Raw genomic sequence first — 16,762 nt, 5'->3', positions numbered from 1 at the left:
ACCTCTGGATTTTTTTACATTTGTTTCAAGCGTTCGATTCGTTCTGAGATAGGTGGATGGGTATAAAAAAGTTTTTGAAGTCCCCCACCTTTCTTAGGATCATTGATATAAAGAGCGCTGCTAGCATCGTCAACATGGTGATGCATCGGCTCGCTATTATCCAATTTACGCAAGGCATTAATCATCCCTTGAGGATTGCGAGTCAGCTCCACACCGGATGCATCCGCCAAAAATTCCCTCTGACGTGAAATGGCTAGTTGCACCAAAGTTGCAGCGAGAGGTGCCAGAACAATGGCTAAGAGAGAGATGACAAGCATGATAATCTCTAAACCATTTCCATCACGATCGTCGTCACTTCGTCTGTGACCTGCACCACCCCACCACATCATCCGTCCTGCCATACTAGACAGAAGGGTAATAGCACTGGCAAGGGCAACAGCAATAGTCGAAATGCGGATATCGTAGTTTCGGATATGACTGACCTCGTGGCCCATAACAGCTTCTAACTCCTCACGATTCATGATAGCTAGAAGACCCGAAGTGGCTGCTACTGCTGCATTCTGCGGATTCGAACCTGTTGCAAAGGCATTTAAAGAAGAATCCTCAATGATGAAAACACGTGGCATGGGAATCTGAGCGACCATGGCCATATCTTCCACTACATGGTAGAGGTCTGGTGCTGTTTGCTCATCAACCTCACGCGCCCCATTCATAGACATGACAATCTCTGTTGATTGAAAGATCATGGTTAAGGCATAGACAAAACCGATGATTAGGGCTATAATCATGCCCCCAAGACCTGAGCGCATGAAGAGATAACCAACCGCATAACCAACCAAGGTCAAGAGTAGGAAGAAAACCAGCAATAAAATCCAAGTTTTTCGTTTATTACTCGCAATTTGATCAAACAACATCTTAGTCACCTAAACCGCTAAAATCAACCTTAGGAACTGTTTTTTCCTCCTCAGGTGTTTGAAGGAAGTCTGCAGCTTTAAAGCCAAATAGTCCCGCGATAATATTACTTGGGAAGCTTTCTAGTTTTACATTGTAGTTACTGACAACACTGTTGTAGAGTTGGCGTGAGTAGGAGATTTTGTTTTCTGTATTTGTCAACTCTTCTTGCAATTTGATAAAGTTAGCGCTAGCTTTCAAGTCTGGGTAATTCTCTGCTACTGCGAAGATACCAGAAATCTGGCGGGTAAGGGCATCACTGGCCTTCATAGCTTCAGCTGGCGAAGTTGCTGCGGCTACTTGTCTACGAAGTTCTGTCACTTTTTCCAAGGTAGAACCCTCATATTTGGCATAGCCTTTGACTGTTTCAATCAAGTTAGGGAGGAGATCATTACGACGCTTCAACTGAACATCGATCTGGCTCCAAGCCTCCTTGGTTTGCATACGATTTTTTACCAAACCGTTATAGCTAACAATCACAAAAATAACAATTAGAGCCAAAACTCCAAGAATAATCCAAGTCATAATCTTATTCCTTTCTGCTTTTAGATTAATACCAGTATATCAAAATTTTAATGAATATGGTAAAATAAGATGATACTAGAGAAGGAAATGACTATGAAACCAGAAACATTTTACGACTTGCTAGCGGAGCAAAATTTTCCACTCTCAGACCAGCAAAAAGAACAATTTGAACGGTATTTTGAACTCTTAGTTGAGTGGAATGAAAAGATTAACCTGACCGCTATTACAGACAAAGAAGAAGTTTACCTTAAACACTTTTATGATTCGATTGCCCCCATCCTACAAGGCTTGATTTCAAATGAAAGTATCAAACTTCTTGATATCGGGGCTGGGGCAGGATTTCCTAGTCTTCCTATGAAAATCCTCTATCCTCAGTTAGATGTGACTATCATTGATTCGCTAAATAAGCGCATCAACTTCCTCCAACTATTGGCTCAGGAGCTGGGGTTGGGCGGAGTTCACTTCTACCATGGACGGGCAGAAGACTTTGCCCAAGACAAAAACTTCCGTGCTCAGTTTGATGTGGTAACTGCCCGTGCTGTTGCCCGTATGCAGGTCTTGTCTGAACTGACCATTCCCTACCTTAAAGTTGGCGGAAAACTCTTGGCACTCAAGGCCAGTAATGCCCCCGAGGAATTGCTAGAAGCCAAGAATGCCCTCAATCTCCTCTTTAGTAAGGTCGAAGATAATCTCAGTTACGCCCTACCAAATGGAGATCCACGTTACATCACTGTGGTAGAAAAGAAAAAAGAGACCCCAAACAAGTATCCTAGAAAGGCTGGCATGCCAAACAAACGCCCGCTTTAAATTTTTTTGTAAAAAAATATTTACAAAGTTCGCCTCGCTCTTACATTTCTTAGCTCGGGAAAAAATGATTTACAAAATCATTTTTTTCTGCTATACTATCCTAAGCAAAGGTTTTTAATGTCATCCCGTGAGGTGACAAAGACGCAGTATATGAAATTCTTTAAGAATGGAATAGTTTTTTTAAAGAAGTCTTACTCTGAGAGCCTATTGCTGTAAAATAATGGGCTCTTTTTTGGTGCCCAAAAGTGAGGTTTTTATGAAACAGGAATCAACTGTTGACTTGTTACTAGACGTTGACCAACGTCCTTCAGCTGGTAAAGGCATTCTTCTAAGCTTCCAGCACGTTTTTGCCATGTTTGGTGCAACCATTCTCGTTCCCCTAATTTTGGGAATGCCCGTATCTGTTGCCCTTTTTGCATCAGGCGTTGGGACACTCATCTACATGATTTCGACTGGTTTTAAAGTTCCAGTCTATCTCGGATCATCCTTCGCCTTTATCACGGCCATGTCTCTAGCTATGAAAGAGATGGGTGGCGATGTATCGGCCGCTCAAACTGGGGTTATCTTGACTGGTTTGGTTTATGTTCTTGTGGCTGCAAGTGTTCGTTTTGCAGGTACAAAATGGATCGATAAACTCTTACCACCAATCATTATCGGACCCATGATCATCGTTATCGGTCTTGGACTGGCAAATTCAGCTGTTACGAACGCTGGACTTGTAGCAGATGGAAATTGGAAAAATGCACTTGTAGCTGTCGTAACTTTCTTGATTGCTGCCTTTATCAATACAAAAGGAAAAGGTTTCCTACGTATCATTCCTTTCCTCTTTGCCATCATCGGTGGTTACATCTTCGCAGTAACACTTGGCTTGGTTGACTTTACACCAGTCCTAGAAGCTAACTGGTTTGAAATCCCTGGTTTCTACTTACCATTTAGTACAGGCGGAGCCTTCAAAGAGTATAACCTCTACTTCGGTCCTGAAACAATCGCCATCTTGCCAATCGCTATCGTAACCATTTCAGAACACATCGGTGACCATACCGTCCTAAGCCAAATCTGTGGACGTCAGTTCCTGAAAGAGCCAGGTCTTCACCGTACACTTCTCGGTGACGGTATTGCAACATCTGTATCTGCCTTTCTCGGTGGACCAGCCAATACGACTTACGGCGAAAATACAGGAGTTATCGGGATGACTCGTATCGCTTCTGTCTCCGTTATCCGTAACGCTGCCTTTATTGCCATTGCTCTCAGTTTCCTTGGTAAATTCACTGCCTTGATCTCAACAATCCCTAGTGCTGTACTTGGTGGGATGTCCATCCTTCTCTACGGAGTTATCGCCAGCAACGGTTTGAAAGTCTTGATCAAGGAGCGCGTTGATTTCAGTCAAATGCGTAACCTCATCATTGCTAGTGCTATGTTGGTTCTTGGGCTTGGTGGAGCCATCCTCAAAGTAGGACCAGTTACCCTTTCAGGTACTGCCCTATCAGCTATGACAGGTATCATCTTAAACCTGATCTTACCATACGAAAACAAAGACTAGTCATCTATATAGACAAAATCCACTCAGTTGAGTGGATTTTTCTGATTCTTACCTTCCCCACGCAATCAAGAGATACAGGAGGCTAGAACCAAACATGTCTACCAGAGCATGCATAAGGAAAAATGGCAAAAGATTTTTAACCTTATACTTGTATAGAAAATAATAGAATAAACCATAAACTACACCAATAACCAGTGCCCACACCAATCCTTGATAAGTGTGAAAAGAAATCCGAATGAGGGTAGAATAAAACAAAACCCGCCACTTGTGCTTTTCTTTCACTGAGGTCAACAACCCTAGAAAGAAAAACTCTTCATAGAAGCCATTTAGCAAGGCGTAGGCAATTGCCATGGGACTAAGCGCTAGGAATTTCCGTATAACTTCCATGGGATCTATGTGGGCAAAAAGAAATGGATTTAAGTAATTGTATTCACCAGTTAGTGTCGTCACCAGGTCTCCAAACAATCCCACAATGGCAAATATAAAAGGAACCCAAAAGAGAAGGGACCAGGTCCAACGAATGGGAAGTTGTTTGAAATCATAATTCCGGATCAAAAGGTAAAGCAAGGCTAAGGTAAGAAGTATCACTTGCAGGGTGAAGTTGCTCAAATAGCCTACTCCCTCGCTGACAGTATTACTTGCTGTATCCATTGTAGTTGAAAGACCTGTCGGAAACATACTTGCTAAAAAGAGCTCCGTTGACCGAATGATAAACTGACCAAACATTAAAACTGTAATAATCAGAATGTCAAACCATCTCAAGTAGCGCAGGGGCTTAGTTGGGTGAATGCTTTGTAAAATTTTCATATCTTCTCCTTCTAGCCTAGCAGTTAAAGATTGGTTTATTGTAAGAAAAGAAACTTAAAATTTTATAAAATTCCACTCCCATTCCTTAGCCGTAATCAATATTTAGATAGGATATTTAAACCAACCACTTTTTACGAGTAACTAGTTTCTCATTCAACCTTCCGTTTATTTTCTATCAACAAATCTTTCAAAGAAATGATGGCTACCGCAAGTAAAATCATAGCCATACCGACAAAATCAATCGCGTAGAATTGTTCCTTCATAATCAGAAAGGCAAAGAAAACAGCAGAGATGGGCTCTATGGAAGCCAATAAACTGGACTTAACAGGGCCTATCATACTAGCTCCTTTTAGGAAAGCTGTATAGGCAAAGACCGTGCCAATGATGATAATGCCAGCAAATGCAAAAAGAAAATCCAAGCTGGTCGGTATACTGGCCTGCAAAACCCCTGTGAAGGGAATAGCCACCACTCCAGAAATAACCATGCCCACACCAATCACCAACATGCTTCCCCATTTCTTAATCAAAGTGATAGGAAGAATGATATAAAGGGCGTAGGTCAAGGCAGAAAAGAGCCCCCAGAAAAGACCCGCAGGTGTGACCGACAACTGGTCAAGTTCCCCATGAGTCGCGATAAGAAAAGTCCCTCCGATTGCTAAAACAATCGAAACAATCTCAGCCAGAGTCGGTGCCACCTTGTCCTTGATACAAGTATAAATCAAGATTCCAACAGGGCATACATACTGGAGAACCGTAGCCGTTCCAGCATTGGTTTCCTGAATGGCAGAAAGATAGGCAAACTGGTTTAAGAAAAGTCCAAACAAGGCAAATAGCAGTAGAGAGAGTAAGCTTTTTCTGTCTTTTAAAAAAGCTAGGAGTTTATCCCTTGCAGTTACATAGGATAAGAAAACCAGTGCCAATCCTGCAATGATAAGCCGCAGATTGGTCAAGACTAAAGCGGAAATCCCGTGTGCCATCAGGTATTGGCCACTGGTTCCAGACAAGCCCCAAGCAATGCCTGCCACTACTGTAAATAGCGTTCCTTTTACGGTTTTTGACATGCTTGCTCCCTACTCTTCCCTACGAATCATATCCATGACTTGGTTTCGATCGATTATCCACTGGGCACGCTCATCCTTCTCATACGTTCGATTGGATAAAAAGATAGCGGCTTCCTGTTTCTCTCGGTTCCACATGATGAAGGTACCTGTATAGCCCGTATGGTCGAGCCAGGCCCCCTCCATATTCCAAGCTAACGAACGCTCCTTATCATCTAAGGGAGAAAAATTGCGGCTCAAATCTGCTGCAAAATCATCTTTCAAGTAATGATCCAGAAAGTTTTGCAAATCCTTAACAGTTGAAAATAAACCAGCACTTCCAGCATGTTTGCCCAAAAGACGAGCTTTGGGATCGTGAATACTGCCTGCCTCCACTCCTCTCACTGTTGGTACAGCAAACTCAACGGGGCCAAACACTGTTTCCTTCATCCCCCATGGGTTCAAAACTTGTTCTTCTATAATCTGATCCAAGTCTTGGTCAAAGATTTTTTCCAAAAGAAAGCCCAGGAGTAAAAAGTGCACGTCCGAGTATAGGAAGGCTGTCTGACTTCGTCTGTTGAGGTGAAACATGGCTTTTCTCAGTTCCTCTGCACCTAACCTGTCTCGATTAGGAATAAAGGGGTCCAGGTCTGTTGCGTGGGTCAAAAGTTGACGGATAGTGATATCTGAGTAATCACACTCAGGTAAAAAATCCGTCACTGGTCGATCAATATCTAATGTGCCCTGCTGCCACAAGAAGGTGTAGATCGTCCCAACTCCCACAACCTTACTCACACTGGCTAGGTCATAGACTAGCCCTGACTCTGTCTGTAAACCTCTCTCAGGATCACTCAATCCTAGGTAAGATTCTCTCCATTCTCCATCCTTAAAATACGCAAAAGAGGCCCCGGGATAGACCCCTGCCTCGATTTGTTCTTCTATTTTTCTTAGAATTTTTGTCCACTTCATGCTTCTTCAAACCACAATTCGATATTATTGGTGTCTTTACCAAGGAAGAATTTTTCAGACTTGGGAACAAAATAGCCTGTCTTTTCAAATTTCTGACGAAGACTAGTTAAATCTAGATCCTTTACCAAAAATTTCAGCATAGACAAGTCCCAGGTGACATTGTTTTCAACAGTCAAATCTGGACCTTCCCCTTTGGTAAAGCTAATTACCTTAGCTACCACTTCTGGATCAAGCAAACTCTCCATTCCCTCAGGAAAACGCAACTCCATAGAAATCTCAAATTGACTCAAGTATTTTATACCTGTATTTGAAGAAAATTCAGGAACAGTTTCCAGTGGAACCAAATCTCTTATATCATTTTCCGCATGAACAAGAATCACATCCTGTTCAGGAGAAACAATCTCAAAAGCATAACCACGGCTTCCTTTAAGCAGGCGAGGAAGGGACTCCATCTGATAGAGAAGAGCCTCTATTTCTGAAGGATTTTCTACTTTGATCAAGAGTCTAGCTAGTTTCTTAAGCCCTTCAACTCTCCGAGTTCGCATACTGGGAGCCTCTTCGAGAATCAACTTCTCAATACCTGATTGGTCACCAAGTGAAAGGAAGGCAGATTCTTCTAATAAGGGCTTCATCCCAAGAGTTTCAATGTAAAATTTTTCATTTAATTTTCGATTATTGACCTTCAAAGTCGGAATAATTTGTATCATTTGATTTGCATTCATAGCTTCCTCCAACTCTTTTATTTTAAAGGATTTTAGGACTTTTTACAAGCTATTCCACTTAAATTCTAGAATTTTTTACAAAAATTTCCGATAAAAAAACTGGGATTCCCCAGTTTCGTTTCTTATAGGTAAAGTAGTTTGAATAGTGCTACTGCTGCAATACCCGCTGCAATTGGAGCTACAACTGGAACCCATGCATACCACCATTTTGAATCACCCTTGTGTTGACCAAGAACTGATTTTGGAAGGAGTTCGTGAAGAAGACGTGGTCCGAAGTCACGAGCTGGGTTCAAACCAGGTCCAGTAGGTCCACCAAGTGAAGCTACCAAAGCCAGCACTAGGAAACCAAGTGCCAAGTGTGCAACTGAGATCCCAGCAGCTGTATGTGGAGCTACTTGAGCTTTCACTGCCAATTCACTTAAGTCAACAGTTTGACCAGCTTGAGTAGCCATTTGTTTCATGTATTGAAGAACCTCAGCACCGAAGAAGTTTTTAGTCAAACCAAGCGCTGCAAAGAAAAGAACAAATGAACCTACAAACTCATTTAGGAAACCGTTAACCGTTGCTGCGAAACGTGATTCTTTTGTACCGTGGTCGATGCTTGAAATCGTTGAGAAGGTACCCAAGATATTGTTTGGGTTTTCTGTTTTCAAGTAGTATGGACGGTGAGTCGCTACAACCAAAGCTTGACCAAAAATTGCCCCCAAAACTTGCGCAAGGATGTAAAACGGTACTTGATCCCAAGAAAAAAGTCCGCTAACAGCAAGTCCAAGAGTGAAAGCTGGGTTGATGTGGTTACCAGAAACGTTACCGAACATCAAGGCTGGGATCATAACCCCCATACCATAACCAACAGCGATAACGAGCCAGCCACTTTGGTGACCTTTCGTACCTTTAAGTTCAACGTTGGCAACTGCACCATTACCAAGAATGATCAAAATAGCAGTTCCCAAGAATTCTGTGGCATATTTAATAGCCCATGTAAAATCCATTTGATAGATTCTCCTTAAATTTTTTTAGACAATCCTTATTCTATCAATTTTTAGGCCTTTTAGCAACCGATTTTCTAAAAGAATCTCTGGAAAACGCTTTATTTAACTTATCTTTAAGAAAAGGACAAAAGAAGTCAAACTTCTTTCATCCTTTTCGTTACTCTTGACGTTGACCAAAGTCTGCAATCATCTGCTCCAGCTCCTCACGGCTTGGAGTTGTTAACATATAGAGAATATCTCCTTGTAACTCTGCAAAGGCTGCTGGCATGATTTTCTTAGCCTTAAAACCTCCTTGGTATTTAGCTAGTAACTCCTCTTCTGAGTAAACATAATGAGAACTTAAACGCCGAGCAGTCGCCAAGCAATACTGGGGCTCAAACTCTGAACTTGGAAACTCTTCTCCTGCGACAATAGCCGCATAACCTCGGTAGAGGTCCAAGGAATGAGCAAAGTTATAAACATCAATGGTAAAACCACCTGCAGGACGGTTATTGTACTCAATGGCAATATAGTCGTCCCCTTCACGGAAGAACTCTATATGGAAAAAGCGTTCCCTCATTCCAAATTCCTTGACAATGGCCTCACCGTACTTGCGCAATTTTGGATCCATATCCTTGAGAACATAATAGGCATTATCCATCTTGTAAAGCATGAGATCCAGTGGTGTATGGGCGTAGTCAAAAGTCGTTGAAAAGACGATATTGCCATCCTTATCCACAAGCCCGTCAAAGGTACAGATTTCGCTAGAAGTGACAAATTTCTCAAAGAAATAAACGGTTGAATGGTCCCATCCTTGCTTGAATCGATCCACATCTTCCTGACTTTCCAATTTAAAGGTTGCTGCCGCTCCCACTCCATTATCTGGTTTGGCAATCATTGGAAGGCCGATTTCTTTCACTGCTTGATCAACATCTGCTTCTGTCTGGATAACAGCACCAGGTACAACTGGTACACCCGCCTTTTGGAAGAGTTTCTTCATCTCAGACTTAAACTTGGTCTTTTTGAGATCCTTTGGTTTGGCACCAAAGACGTTAAATTGCTCACGAAGGGCTGCGTCCAGCTCAAGCCAGTATTCATTGTGGGACTCGATGCGGTCGATAGGACCATGCTTGTAGAAAAGAAAGGCAACTGCACGCTTGACTTCATCTATATTCTCAAGATTGTCTACACGGAAATACTCGGTCAGGCTATTGCGCAAAGGCTCATCCAGTTGCTCATAAGGCTCCTGACCAATACCCAAGACTGTGATGCCTTTATTAGCGAGTTCGATAGTAAACTGTTGAAAGTTTTGTGGATAGTAGGGAGAAATAACAAGGTAATTCATAGGCAACTCCTTTTATAGATACAGGTGTCCAAGAAAATAGGGCATTTGTTTACGCCACCATTCCCAGTCGTGGGCGACATCGTGCCCCCATTCAGCAAACCAGGCTGGAATTTGTTTCTGGTCAAAGGCTTCTTTGAGCTTGTAGAAGGATGGCAGACCATCTTGTTCCCAAGCACCGAGGCCCGTACAGACGACAATCTCCGCCTGACGGTAACGATCAATAAACCAGCCGTCATTCTGATTCCAAATATAATCTACTGGCGAGTTTTGGTAGATAGCATCATCATTGTAATAATCACCGACAAAGAAACGTGCATCGTAAACACCGCTGAGGGCAATCACCTTGGTAAAGACATCTGGATGCTGGAGGAAGAAATTGAGTGCATGGTAAGCCCCCATCGAACAACCAGTTGTCATCATACCATCAAACCAACCTGTCTTATGCTTGATAAAAGGAATGGCCTCCTCAATCACATAGCGTTCGTAGGCACGATGCATCTCTGCTTGGTCATGACCATTTTTCCAAGTAGCCAACCAGCTCTCGCTGTCAACACTAGATAGAGTAAAGAACTGGACACGCCCTTCCTCGATAAAGGAAGCGCAGGCATCAATCATGCCAAAATCATAGTATTCATTGTGACTGCCACCAGATGAAGCAAAAACCACAACTGGAATCCCAGCGTGTCCATAACGGTTGAGGTACATTTCACGATTAAGATTGCCACTCCAGTGGCTAAGGTTTTCAATATGCATTGGCTTTCTCCTTTCCTAACTTACCATTTCTCTGCAAAAAAACGGAGACAGTCTGGTAAATTTTCCGACCAAGGGATTTCACTATGGATGGCACCAGACTGAACTTTCAAGACAAGATTATCCAAGTGTACTCCACCTGCAATCAAATCATGGTAATAGCGAAGCGATGAGTCGATATAGGCTTGCTTGATATTGCCAGCCATCAGGGTCTTGTCCGTATCATCCGCTTCTTCCGTTCCAACATAGATAAAAATGCGTTGTTCAGGCGACAGTTTCTTACGCTCGATATAGCGATTAAAGGCTTCTTGGTGAAGCCAGTTAGCAGATGAAAAGACACCTAGACAACCAATTCGGTCTTGGTACTCTAGTCCGATAAACTGGGTAATATTGCCTCCTAGGGACGAACCAATCATAGCCGTATGCTGCCGATCAGCTTTGGTTCGGTAGGTCTCATCAATAAAAGGCTTGACAACCTCCATGACAAACTCGGCATACTCCACACCCTTACCGCCAAACTGCTGGCCTGGGATAGGAGATTCTTGGAACTTCCAAGCTGCATACTCATGCATCCGCCCCAACCCATCATTGTCGATGGCTACAACAATCATGCGGCTGATGTCAGGATTCCGCTTAATGGCTGGAATAATTTTCCAAGAGTGTCCGATATAAGACTCCTTACTGTAAAAGACATTTTGCCCATCATGAAAGTAAACAACAGGGTAAAAACGGTCTGTGTCTTTCTCGTAATCCTTAGGCAGAAGAACACGCACACGACGCTCTTTTCCTGTATAAGGAACCTTGAGTTTGTGTTCTTTCATTTTTAAGTAAAAGTAGGAATGATTCATTGTCAGAAAACTCTCTATATTCAAAATTTTATCTTATTATACCACAAAAATAGAAAAAAAGTCAGTAATTGTCCATTTTAAGGATAAATAACTAACTTTTTCATATATACTTTCTGAATTCTTCTGGTTTTTCTGATTAGAGGAGATTATCAATCAAGTTATCGACTTCATCTTTTTCAGCTTGAGGTGTAATCTTAGTAATCATAATCCCTGCTACTGCTCGCTCAACCAAACCTTCAACATCCATCCGTTTTTCATACTGCTCAGCATTTTCTATCTTAGGATTGGTCTTAGGACGGTCAGGCGCAAAAATAGTACAGCAGTCCTCAAAAGGCTGGATAGAAATTTCAAAGGTATCAATTTCCTGAGCAATGTCAATGATTTCCAACTTGTCCATAGTAACCACAGGGCGAATAATAGGAGTGTTGGTCACAGCGTTGATAGCTTGCATGCTTTCCAAAGTCTGGCTTGCCACCTGACCAAGACTTTCCCCATTGATAATGACCAGACCCTTTCTCACTTCACGGATACGGTCGGTAATCCGCATCATAAAACGACGCGTCAAGGTCATGAGATAGGCTTCTGGCGCCTTGGCCTTGATTTCCTCTTGAATTTCAGTGAAAGGCACTTCGATAAATTGGATATTGCCACCAAACTTGGTCAATTTGCGGGTCAAGTCCTGCGCTTTCTTAAGGGCACCGGGACTAGTATATGGTGGACTAGCAAAGTGAACGGCTTCGATATCTACCCCACGTTTAAGGGCAAGATAACCCGCTACAGGTGAGTCAATGCCACCCGACAACATAAGCATCCCCTTACCAGAAGTTCCCACTGGCAAACCACCTGCTCCACGAATGGTCTCATAGGAAAGATAGGCCGCCTCCTCACGAATCTCCACTTGAAGAGTGATATCAGGATTTTTCATTTGGGCTTGAATAGTTGGAATTACGTCGAAAACAGCTCCACCAAGGGTTTGATTGAGTTCTCGACTGTCCAATTCAAAGCTATGGTCGCTACGTCTACTAGAGATTTTAAAGGTCATGCCTTCCTTGTAGATGTCTTTCATAATCTCTTGGACGGCAGCTTTGAGCGTTACAACTGACTTTTCTACTTTGTAAACTGGAGAAAAGTTTTGAATGCCAAAGACTTGTTTGAGAGATTCTGCTACTGCTGTATAATCCGCTCCGTTAAGATAAGCATGGGCACGGTCGCGATCAGCGATCACCTTGACTTGGGGATAGATGGACAAAACGTCCGAAATGTTATTGCGAAGTTTATTGATGAAACGCATACGATTTTTTCCCTTGGTTGAAAGCTCTCCGTAGCGAATCATAATTTCTGAATACTGCATAAATGCTCCTATCATCTTACTTTTCTAGTTTGATTGTAAATTAATTTTAGCTTGGTCAAAAACTGCTCAACCTGACTCATATCATTTTCCAGGTCTAGACTGAGGCGTACAGCTGACTGGGCCTTATCCTTGTCCACTCCCATAGCAATCAAGGTACCCGCAGGTTTTCCTGCTTTGGACGAACAAGCCGAGGTTGTGGAAATGAAAATATCATAGTCTTCAAAGGCGTGAACGATAACTTCTCCGCGAACACCCTTAATCCCAAAAGTCAGGATATGAGAGGCAAAGTCTTCCTCATCTGAAAAGACAAAAATATCTGGATAGTTCAGAAGGGCTTGGCGAATAACTGATTTCATCTGTCCTGTCTTACTAGTAAAGAGATCCAGCTTTTCCATAGACAAACGGAGAGCCTTGGCTGTTGCGGCAATCCCTGCAGCATTTTCAGTTGTCGAACGATAATCGCGCTCCTGACCACCACCAGTTAAAAGAGGCGTAATCTTCTTACCAGACTTGATATAGACAAAGCCAACACCCCTGACACCATGGAACTTATGACTCGAGAAGGTCGCAAAATCCACTCGATCCGTCAGATACTTTTCAGTTGGAATCTTGGCAAGTGCTTGAACTGCATCAACGTGGAAGGAAATGGTTGGTTTATCAGCTAAAAGTTCTGAAATAGCTTGAATAGGCTGGATAGAGCCGATTTCATTGTTAACTGCCATGACCGAAACGAGGGTCGTATCTGATCGAATCAAACTTGCTAGGGACTCAACATCTACAAATCCCTTCTCATCAACTGGGACAATATCCACCTCAAAACCTTGACTTTTCAGCCAGAGGGCTGACTCCTTGACTGCTGGATGCTCAATAGCTGATACGATGATGTGCTTGCCAAACTGGGATTTTTCAAAGGCCACACCCTTGATGACCCAGTTATCCCCTTCTGTTCCACCAGAGGTAAAGAAGATTTCATCACTCTTCTTCCCAATCAAATCTGCAATTTGCTGACGGGAAGCATCTAAAATTCGTGTTGCCTGGTCTCCCAAACGATGGAGACTGGATGGATTTCCTACAATTTTCGAAGCGACCTGCATATAGGTCTCAAGTGCTTCAGGATAAGGCTTGGTTGTTGCCGAATTATCAAAGTAGATCATGTTTTCTCACGCTTTCTAAAATCACTCCTTCTATTTTATCATGAAACGAAGCTTACGACAAGAAAGGGAAGTTTCTCTTTTTTTAAGATTTTTTTAAAGAAATGAGGTATAATAAATCATAATCAAAGGAGAGTATCATGTCTAACTATCGTAGAACTTCAAAACCAAAAACAGAACACATCAAAAAGGGATTCACTGTCTTTCAAAAAACGATTGCTACCATAGGTAGTATCCTTGGTCTAATCACCGCGAGTATCACCATTATGAACGCTATGGATAATAACAAAAACAACAAGAAAGAACCGACGACAACTCAAACAACTGTTGTCAAGGAAATTCAAAAAGAATCCCCTCAGGAGAATACTACTCCTAACAAGGACAACACTTCTACTAAAGAAAATACCCCACAAGAAGAAACTTCTCAATCTAATAAAAAGGAAGAGCAAAAAGAAGATAAGAAAACAACAACTCAGGACTCTTCTACAGCTCCTACAAACAAAGAAACAAGCGATAGCGGTACACAGTCAAATACTACGAGTTCTGAAACTAAAACGAATCAGTAAGCACAAAAATAACTTCTTTCCAAATTTGGAAAGAAGCTATTTTTTTATTGTTGCAATACTTTTCGTGGTTTGGTTCCTTCAGCTGGACCGATGACACCTGCCAGTTCGAGTTCTTCCATCAGGCGGGTCGCACGGTTAAATCCAACCGACAAACGACGCTGAATCATAGAAGCACTGGCTTTCTGTGTCTCGATAACTAGAGCCTTGGCTTCTTCAAAAAGCGGATCGCCACCAGCTTCACCATCAGAGAAATCTCCTTCATTTTCAGAAACTTCTCCTGGGTCAAAGCTGTCATCGTAGTCCGCATCAGCCTGAGCCTTGATGAAGTTTACGATGCGTTCGACATCATCATCCGAGATAAAGGATCCTTGCAGACGGACTGGGTGATTTTCATCGATTGGTTTAAAGAGCATGTCTCCTCGACCAAGCAGTTTTTCAGCTCCATTTTCATCCAAGATGGTTCGTGAATCCGTACCTGATGAAACCGCAAAAGCCACACGAGATGGAACATTGGCCTTGATAAGACCAGAGATAACATCGACTGATGGGCGTTGCGTTGCGAGAATCATATGAATCCCTGCAGCACGCGCCTTCTGTCCAAGACGGATGATGGCATCTTCCACTTCCTTGCTGGCCACCATCATGAGGTCAGCCAACTCATCTACAATGATAACAATCAAAGGAAGCGGTACTTGTTTATACTCAGACTGGCTATTAAATTCCTCGACCTTAGCATTGTAACCAGCGATATTTCGCACACCAACCTTAGCGAAGAGTTCATAACGGTTTTCCATCTCATCCACAACTTTTTGCAGAGCCTTGCTGGCCTTGCGTGGATTGGTCACAACTGGAATCAAGAGGTGAGGAATATCGTTGTAAACCGATAACTCAACCATCTTAGGATCGACCATCATAAACTTGACCTGGTCGGGTCTTGCCTTCATCAGAATGCTAGCGATAATACCATTAACTGCGACTGATTTCCCTGATCCCGTCGAACCTGCAACAAGTAGGTGGGGCATCTTGGAAAGATCAAAGGTTCGAGCCGTTCCATTGACAGCCTTCCCTAGAGGAATTTCGAGGAGATTTTCTGGTTTAGTTTGAGACTGTTCCCAGAGTTCTCGGAAGGAAACGGTCGCAATTTCAGAGTTGGGTACCTCAATTCCGACTAAGGATTTACCAGGAATTGGAGCCTCAATCCGAACATCCTTGGCTGCTAGAGCCAGCGCTAAGTCGTCTGCCAGATTGGAAATGCGGTTAACCCGTACACCGACTGCTGGCTTGACTTCATACTTGGTTACTGATGGTCCAATTTCAGCCCGTTCAACCGTCACCTTGATACCAAAACTAGCAAAGGTTTCTTCTAGGATTTTGATATTTTCTCGAACAATCTTCTTTTCCTTGGACTGATCTTTGGGTTTATCTGGCGCAAAGAGTTGCAAGCTTGGCAGTTTGTATTCGAGAGCTTCTTTGGCAGAAAAATCAACCTGTACCTCTTCATCTTCAAAATCTTCCTCGTCTGGAACTTCAACGTCAGCTTGAGGAAGGATAATCTCGGGTTCAGTCCATTCCTCCTCAGGAATTGGTGGGAGATCGTAGTCTGCTACTTCAGATAAGATTTCTCCAGTTTCAGGATCTACGGGAGGAAGCGGCAGCGCATCCTGCTCTTCTTGTTCTCGCTGAATTCTGGCTGCTTCTTCAGCTTCTTGACGAGCCTTCGCTTCTTCTCTCTTGATGAAGCGTTCCTGTTTTCTCTGTTCCTGTTTTTCCATGAAGGATCTGAACCGAGCTCCAATAAAGGCTGCAACATCATAAATAGACCAAGGACTAACCAAGAGTGCCCCAACTAGAATCAAAAGAACTCCAATAAAGTAGGAGCCGATATTTGAGAAAAGAAAGGCAATAGGGATATAAAGTCCAACACCAAGCAGGCCTCCACCAGCAAAGCTCGTCACCCGCATACCAGTCAGGTCCGTCATAACTTGAGCCAAGGTTCCTTTTAAAACTGACTGCTCCAAGCCATATTTCCATACCAAGTAGGCCTCAAAAATCAAGAGCAAGCCAGCAAAGATACAAAGAAATCCTGACAGAAGCCCCTCCTTCTTGCGTATCCATTTAAAAAGAAAAAGATAGATGAGGAGGGCACCTATAGCCATGTAGGCCAAACTTCCGACCACCAGTCGAATAAGATTATAAAGGGTGACACCAGCCGCACCGAGTTTTAGGGCAGCAATGACCAATAATAAGGCAATTCCTAAGGAAATCAACATCCTCTGGATAGCCTGTTTTCTTTCGAGTTCTGCTTTAGACGGTCTCCGTCTTATTTTTGTAGTATTCTTGTTTGCCATTCTTCTATTATATCATATTTCACAGCCATTTCGAACAGAGAAAAAGATTGCACCAAAGGGTAACAATCTTTCTA

General features: G+C 42.7%; 16 protein-coding genes. 3 read left to right on the top strand and 13 right to left on the bottom strand.

Annotated elements, in window-relative coordinates:
• Positions 1 to 14 precede the first annotated feature (14 nt).
• Complete coding sequence (gene htpX, locus K1I53_RS00265) at positions 15 to 914, bottom strand: zinc metalloprotease HtpX (protein ID WP_223327478.1); 900 nt, start codon at positions 912 to 914, stop codon at positions 15 to 17.
• 1 nt (position 915) lies between these two features.
• Complete coding sequence (locus tag K1I53_RS00260; RefSeq protein WP_070800543.1) at positions 916 to 1,476, bottom strand: LemA family protein; 561 nt, start codon at positions 1,474 to 1,476, stop codon at positions 916 to 918.
• Positions 1,477 to 1,569: 93 nt separating this feature from the next.
• On the opposite strand from K1I53_RS00260, the gene rsmG reads away from it, so the two are divergent.
• Entirely contained in the window at positions 1,570 to 2,283 is a 714-nt protein-coding gene (gene rsmG, locus K1I53_RS00255) for a 16S rRNA (guanine(527)-N(7))-methyltransferase RsmG (protein ID WP_125449768.1), read from the top strand.
• A gap of 256 nt (positions 2,284 to 2,539) precedes the next feature.
• Positions 2,540 to 3,823 (top strand): uracil-xanthine permease family protein, encoded by a 1,284-nt coding sequence (locus K1I53_RS00250; protein ID WP_185760853.1) that lies wholly within the window; start codon positions 2,540 to 2,542, stop codon positions 3,821 to 3,823.
• Between the two features lie 48 nt (positions 3,824 to 3,871).
• Here the strand turns inward: K1I53_RS00250 and K1I53_RS00245 are convergent, their stop codons facing one another.
• The 10 genes from K1I53_RS00245 to K1I53_RS00200 form a co-directional block, all read right to left on the bottom strand.
• Positions 3,872 to 4,630, bottom strand: a complete 759-nt coding sequence (locus K1I53_RS00245) for a CPBP family intramembrane glutamic endopeptidase (protein ID WP_125449764.1) — start codon at positions 4,628 to 4,630, stop codon at positions 3,872 to 3,874.
• Positions 4,631 to 4,779: 149 nt separating this feature from the next.
• On the bottom strand, positions 4,780 to 5,691 hold the full coding sequence (locus tag K1I53_RS00240; RefSeq protein ID WP_125449762.1) for a DMT family transporter: 912 nt from the start codon (positions 5,689 to 5,691) through the stop codon (positions 4,780 to 4,782).
• Positions 5,692 to 5,700: 9 nt separating this feature from the next.
• A complete protein-coding gene (locus K1I53_RS00235) occupies positions 5,701 to 6,636 on the bottom strand; it encodes a serine hydrolase domain-containing protein (RefSeq protein WP_125449760.1) in 936 nt (311 codons plus the stop codon).
• The gene (locus tag K1I53_RS00230) at positions 6,633 to 7,358 is read right to left on the bottom strand and encodes a CppA N-terminal domain-containing protein (protein ID WP_125449758.1); all 726 of its coding nucleotides are present in this window, start codon (positions 7,356 to 7,358) and stop codon (positions 6,633 to 6,635) included. Before K1I53_RS00230 ends, K1I53_RS00235 begins: the two co-directional genes overlap by 4 nt.
• Before the next feature lie 122 nt (positions 7,359 to 7,480).
• Positions 7,481 to 8,350: an aquaglyceroporin Gla gene (gene gla, locus K1I53_RS00225; protein ID WP_125449756.1), complete on the bottom strand. Its 870-nt coding sequence runs from the start codon at positions 8,348 to 8,350 to the stop codon at positions 7,481 to 7,483.
• Between the two features lie 157 nt (positions 8,351 to 8,507).
• On the bottom strand, positions 8,508 to 9,674 hold the full coding sequence (locus K1I53_RS00220; RefSeq protein ID WP_223327477.1) for an ATP-grasp domain-containing protein: 1,167 nt from the start codon (positions 9,672 to 9,674) through the stop codon (positions 8,508 to 8,510).
• A gap of 12 nt (positions 9,675 to 9,686) precedes the next feature.
• Complete coding sequence (locus K1I53_RS00215; protein WP_000546816.1) at positions 9,687 to 10,427, bottom strand: esterase family protein; 741 nt, start codon at positions 10,425 to 10,427, stop codon at positions 9,687 to 9,689.
• A 20-nt stretch (positions 10,428 to 10,447) separates the two neighbouring features.
• The gene (locus tag K1I53_RS00210) at positions 10,448 to 11,272 is read right to left on the bottom strand and encodes an alpha/beta hydrolase (protein WP_138100046.1); all 825 of its coding nucleotides are present in this window, start codon (positions 11,270 to 11,272) and stop codon (positions 10,448 to 10,450) included.
• 136 nt (positions 11,273 to 11,408) lie between these two features.
• Entirely contained in the window at positions 11,409 to 12,623 is a 1,215-nt protein-coding gene (gene thiI / locus K1I53_RS00205; protein ID WP_223327476.1) for a tRNA uracil 4-sulfurtransferase ThiI, read from the bottom strand.
• A gap of 11 nt (positions 12,624 to 12,634) precedes the next feature.
• Positions 12,635 to 13,777: a cysteine desulfurase family protein gene (locus tag K1I53_RS00200; protein WP_223327475.1), complete on the bottom strand. Its 1,143-nt coding sequence runs from the start codon at positions 13,775 to 13,777 to the stop codon at positions 12,635 to 12,637.
• A 137-nt stretch (positions 13,778 to 13,914) separates the two neighbouring features.
• Here K1I53_RS00200 and K1I53_RS00195 point away from each other — a divergent pair, with 137 nt between their 5' ends.
• Positions 13,915 to 14,340, top strand: coding sequence for a DUF6556 family protein (locus K1I53_RS00195; protein WP_223327474.1), 426 nt, complete (start codon positions 13,915 to 13,917; stop codon positions 14,338 to 14,340).
• A 44-nt stretch (positions 14,341 to 14,384) separates the two neighbouring features.
• Here the strand turns inward: K1I53_RS00195 and K1I53_RS00190 are convergent, their stop codons facing one another.
• Positions 14,385 to 16,688 carry a DNA translocase FtsK gene (locus K1I53_RS00190; protein WP_223327473.1) on the bottom strand — a complete coding sequence of 768 codons (2,304 nt, stop codon included), beginning with the start codon at positions 16,686 to 16,688 and terminating at the stop codon, positions 14,385 to 14,387.
• Between the last annotated feature and the right edge of the window lie 74 nt (positions 16,689 to 16,762).

This window comes from Streptococcus oralis (genome assembly GCF_019929365.1).
Taxonomy (GTDB): domain Bacteria; phylum Bacillota; class Bacilli; order Lactobacillales; family Streptococcaceae; genus Streptococcus; species Streptococcus oralis_BT.
Note: the sequence above shows the minus strand (reverse complement) of the source record. Positions and strands in the feature narration are given on the sequence as shown.

Coding starts and splice junctions, on each gene's coding strand:
- K1I53_RS00195 (WP_223327474.1), top strand. CDS start 13,915: ATGTCTAACTATCGTAGAACTTCAAAACCAAAAACAGAACACATCAAA.
- K1I53_RS00250 (WP_185760853.1), top strand. CDS start 2,540: ATGAAACAGGAATCAACTGTTGACTTGTTACTAGACGTTGACCAACGT.
- K1I53_RS00240 (WP_125449762.1), bottom strand. CDS start 5,691: ATGTCAAAAACCGTAAAAGGAACGCTATTTACAGTAGTGGCAGGCATT.
- thiI (WP_223327476.1), bottom strand. CDS start 12,623: ATGCAGTATTCAGAAATTATGATTCGCTACGGAGAGCTTTCAACCAAG.
- K1I53_RS00235 (WP_125449760.1), bottom strand. CDS start 6,636: ATGAAGTGGACAAAAATTCTAAGAAAAATAGAAGAACAAATCGAGGCA.
- K1I53_RS00260 (WP_070800543.1), bottom strand. CDS start 1,476: ATGACTTGGATTATTCTTGGAGTTTTGGCTCTAATTGTTATTTTTGTG.
- rsmG (WP_125449768.1), top strand. CDS start 1,570: ATGAAACCAGAAACATTTTACGACTTGCTAGCGGAGCAAAATTTTCCA.
- gla (WP_125449756.1), bottom strand. CDS start 8,350: ATGGATTTTACATGGGCTATTAAATATGCCACAGAATTCTTGGGAACT.
- K1I53_RS00210 (WP_138100046.1), bottom strand. CDS start 11,272: ATGAATCATTCCTACTTTTACTTAAAAATGAAAGAACACAAACTCAAG.
- K1I53_RS00245 (WP_125449764.1), bottom strand. CDS start 4,630: ATGAAAATTTTACAAAGCATTCACCCAACTAAGCCCCTGCGCTACTTG.
- K1I53_RS00220 (WP_223327477.1), bottom strand. CDS start 9,674: ATGAATTACCTTGTTATTTCTCCCTACTATCCACAAAACTTTCAACAG.
- K1I53_RS00200 (WP_223327475.1), bottom strand. CDS start 13,777: ATGATCTACTTTGATAATTCGGCAACAACCAAGCCTTATCCTGAAGCA.
- htpX (WP_223327478.1), bottom strand. CDS start 914: ATGTTGTTTGATCAAATTGCGAGTAATAAACGAAAAACTTGGATTTTA.
- K1I53_RS00230 (WP_125449758.1), bottom strand. CDS start 7,358: ATGAATGCAAATCAAATGATACAAATTATTCCGACTTTGAAGGTCAAT.
- K1I53_RS00190 (WP_223327473.1), bottom strand. CDS start 16,688: ATGGCAAACAAGAATACTACAAAAATAAGACGGAGACCGTCTAAAGCA.
- K1I53_RS00215 (WP_000546816.1), bottom strand. CDS start 10,427: ATGCATATTGAAAACCTTAGCCACTGGAGTGGCAATCTTAATCGTGAA.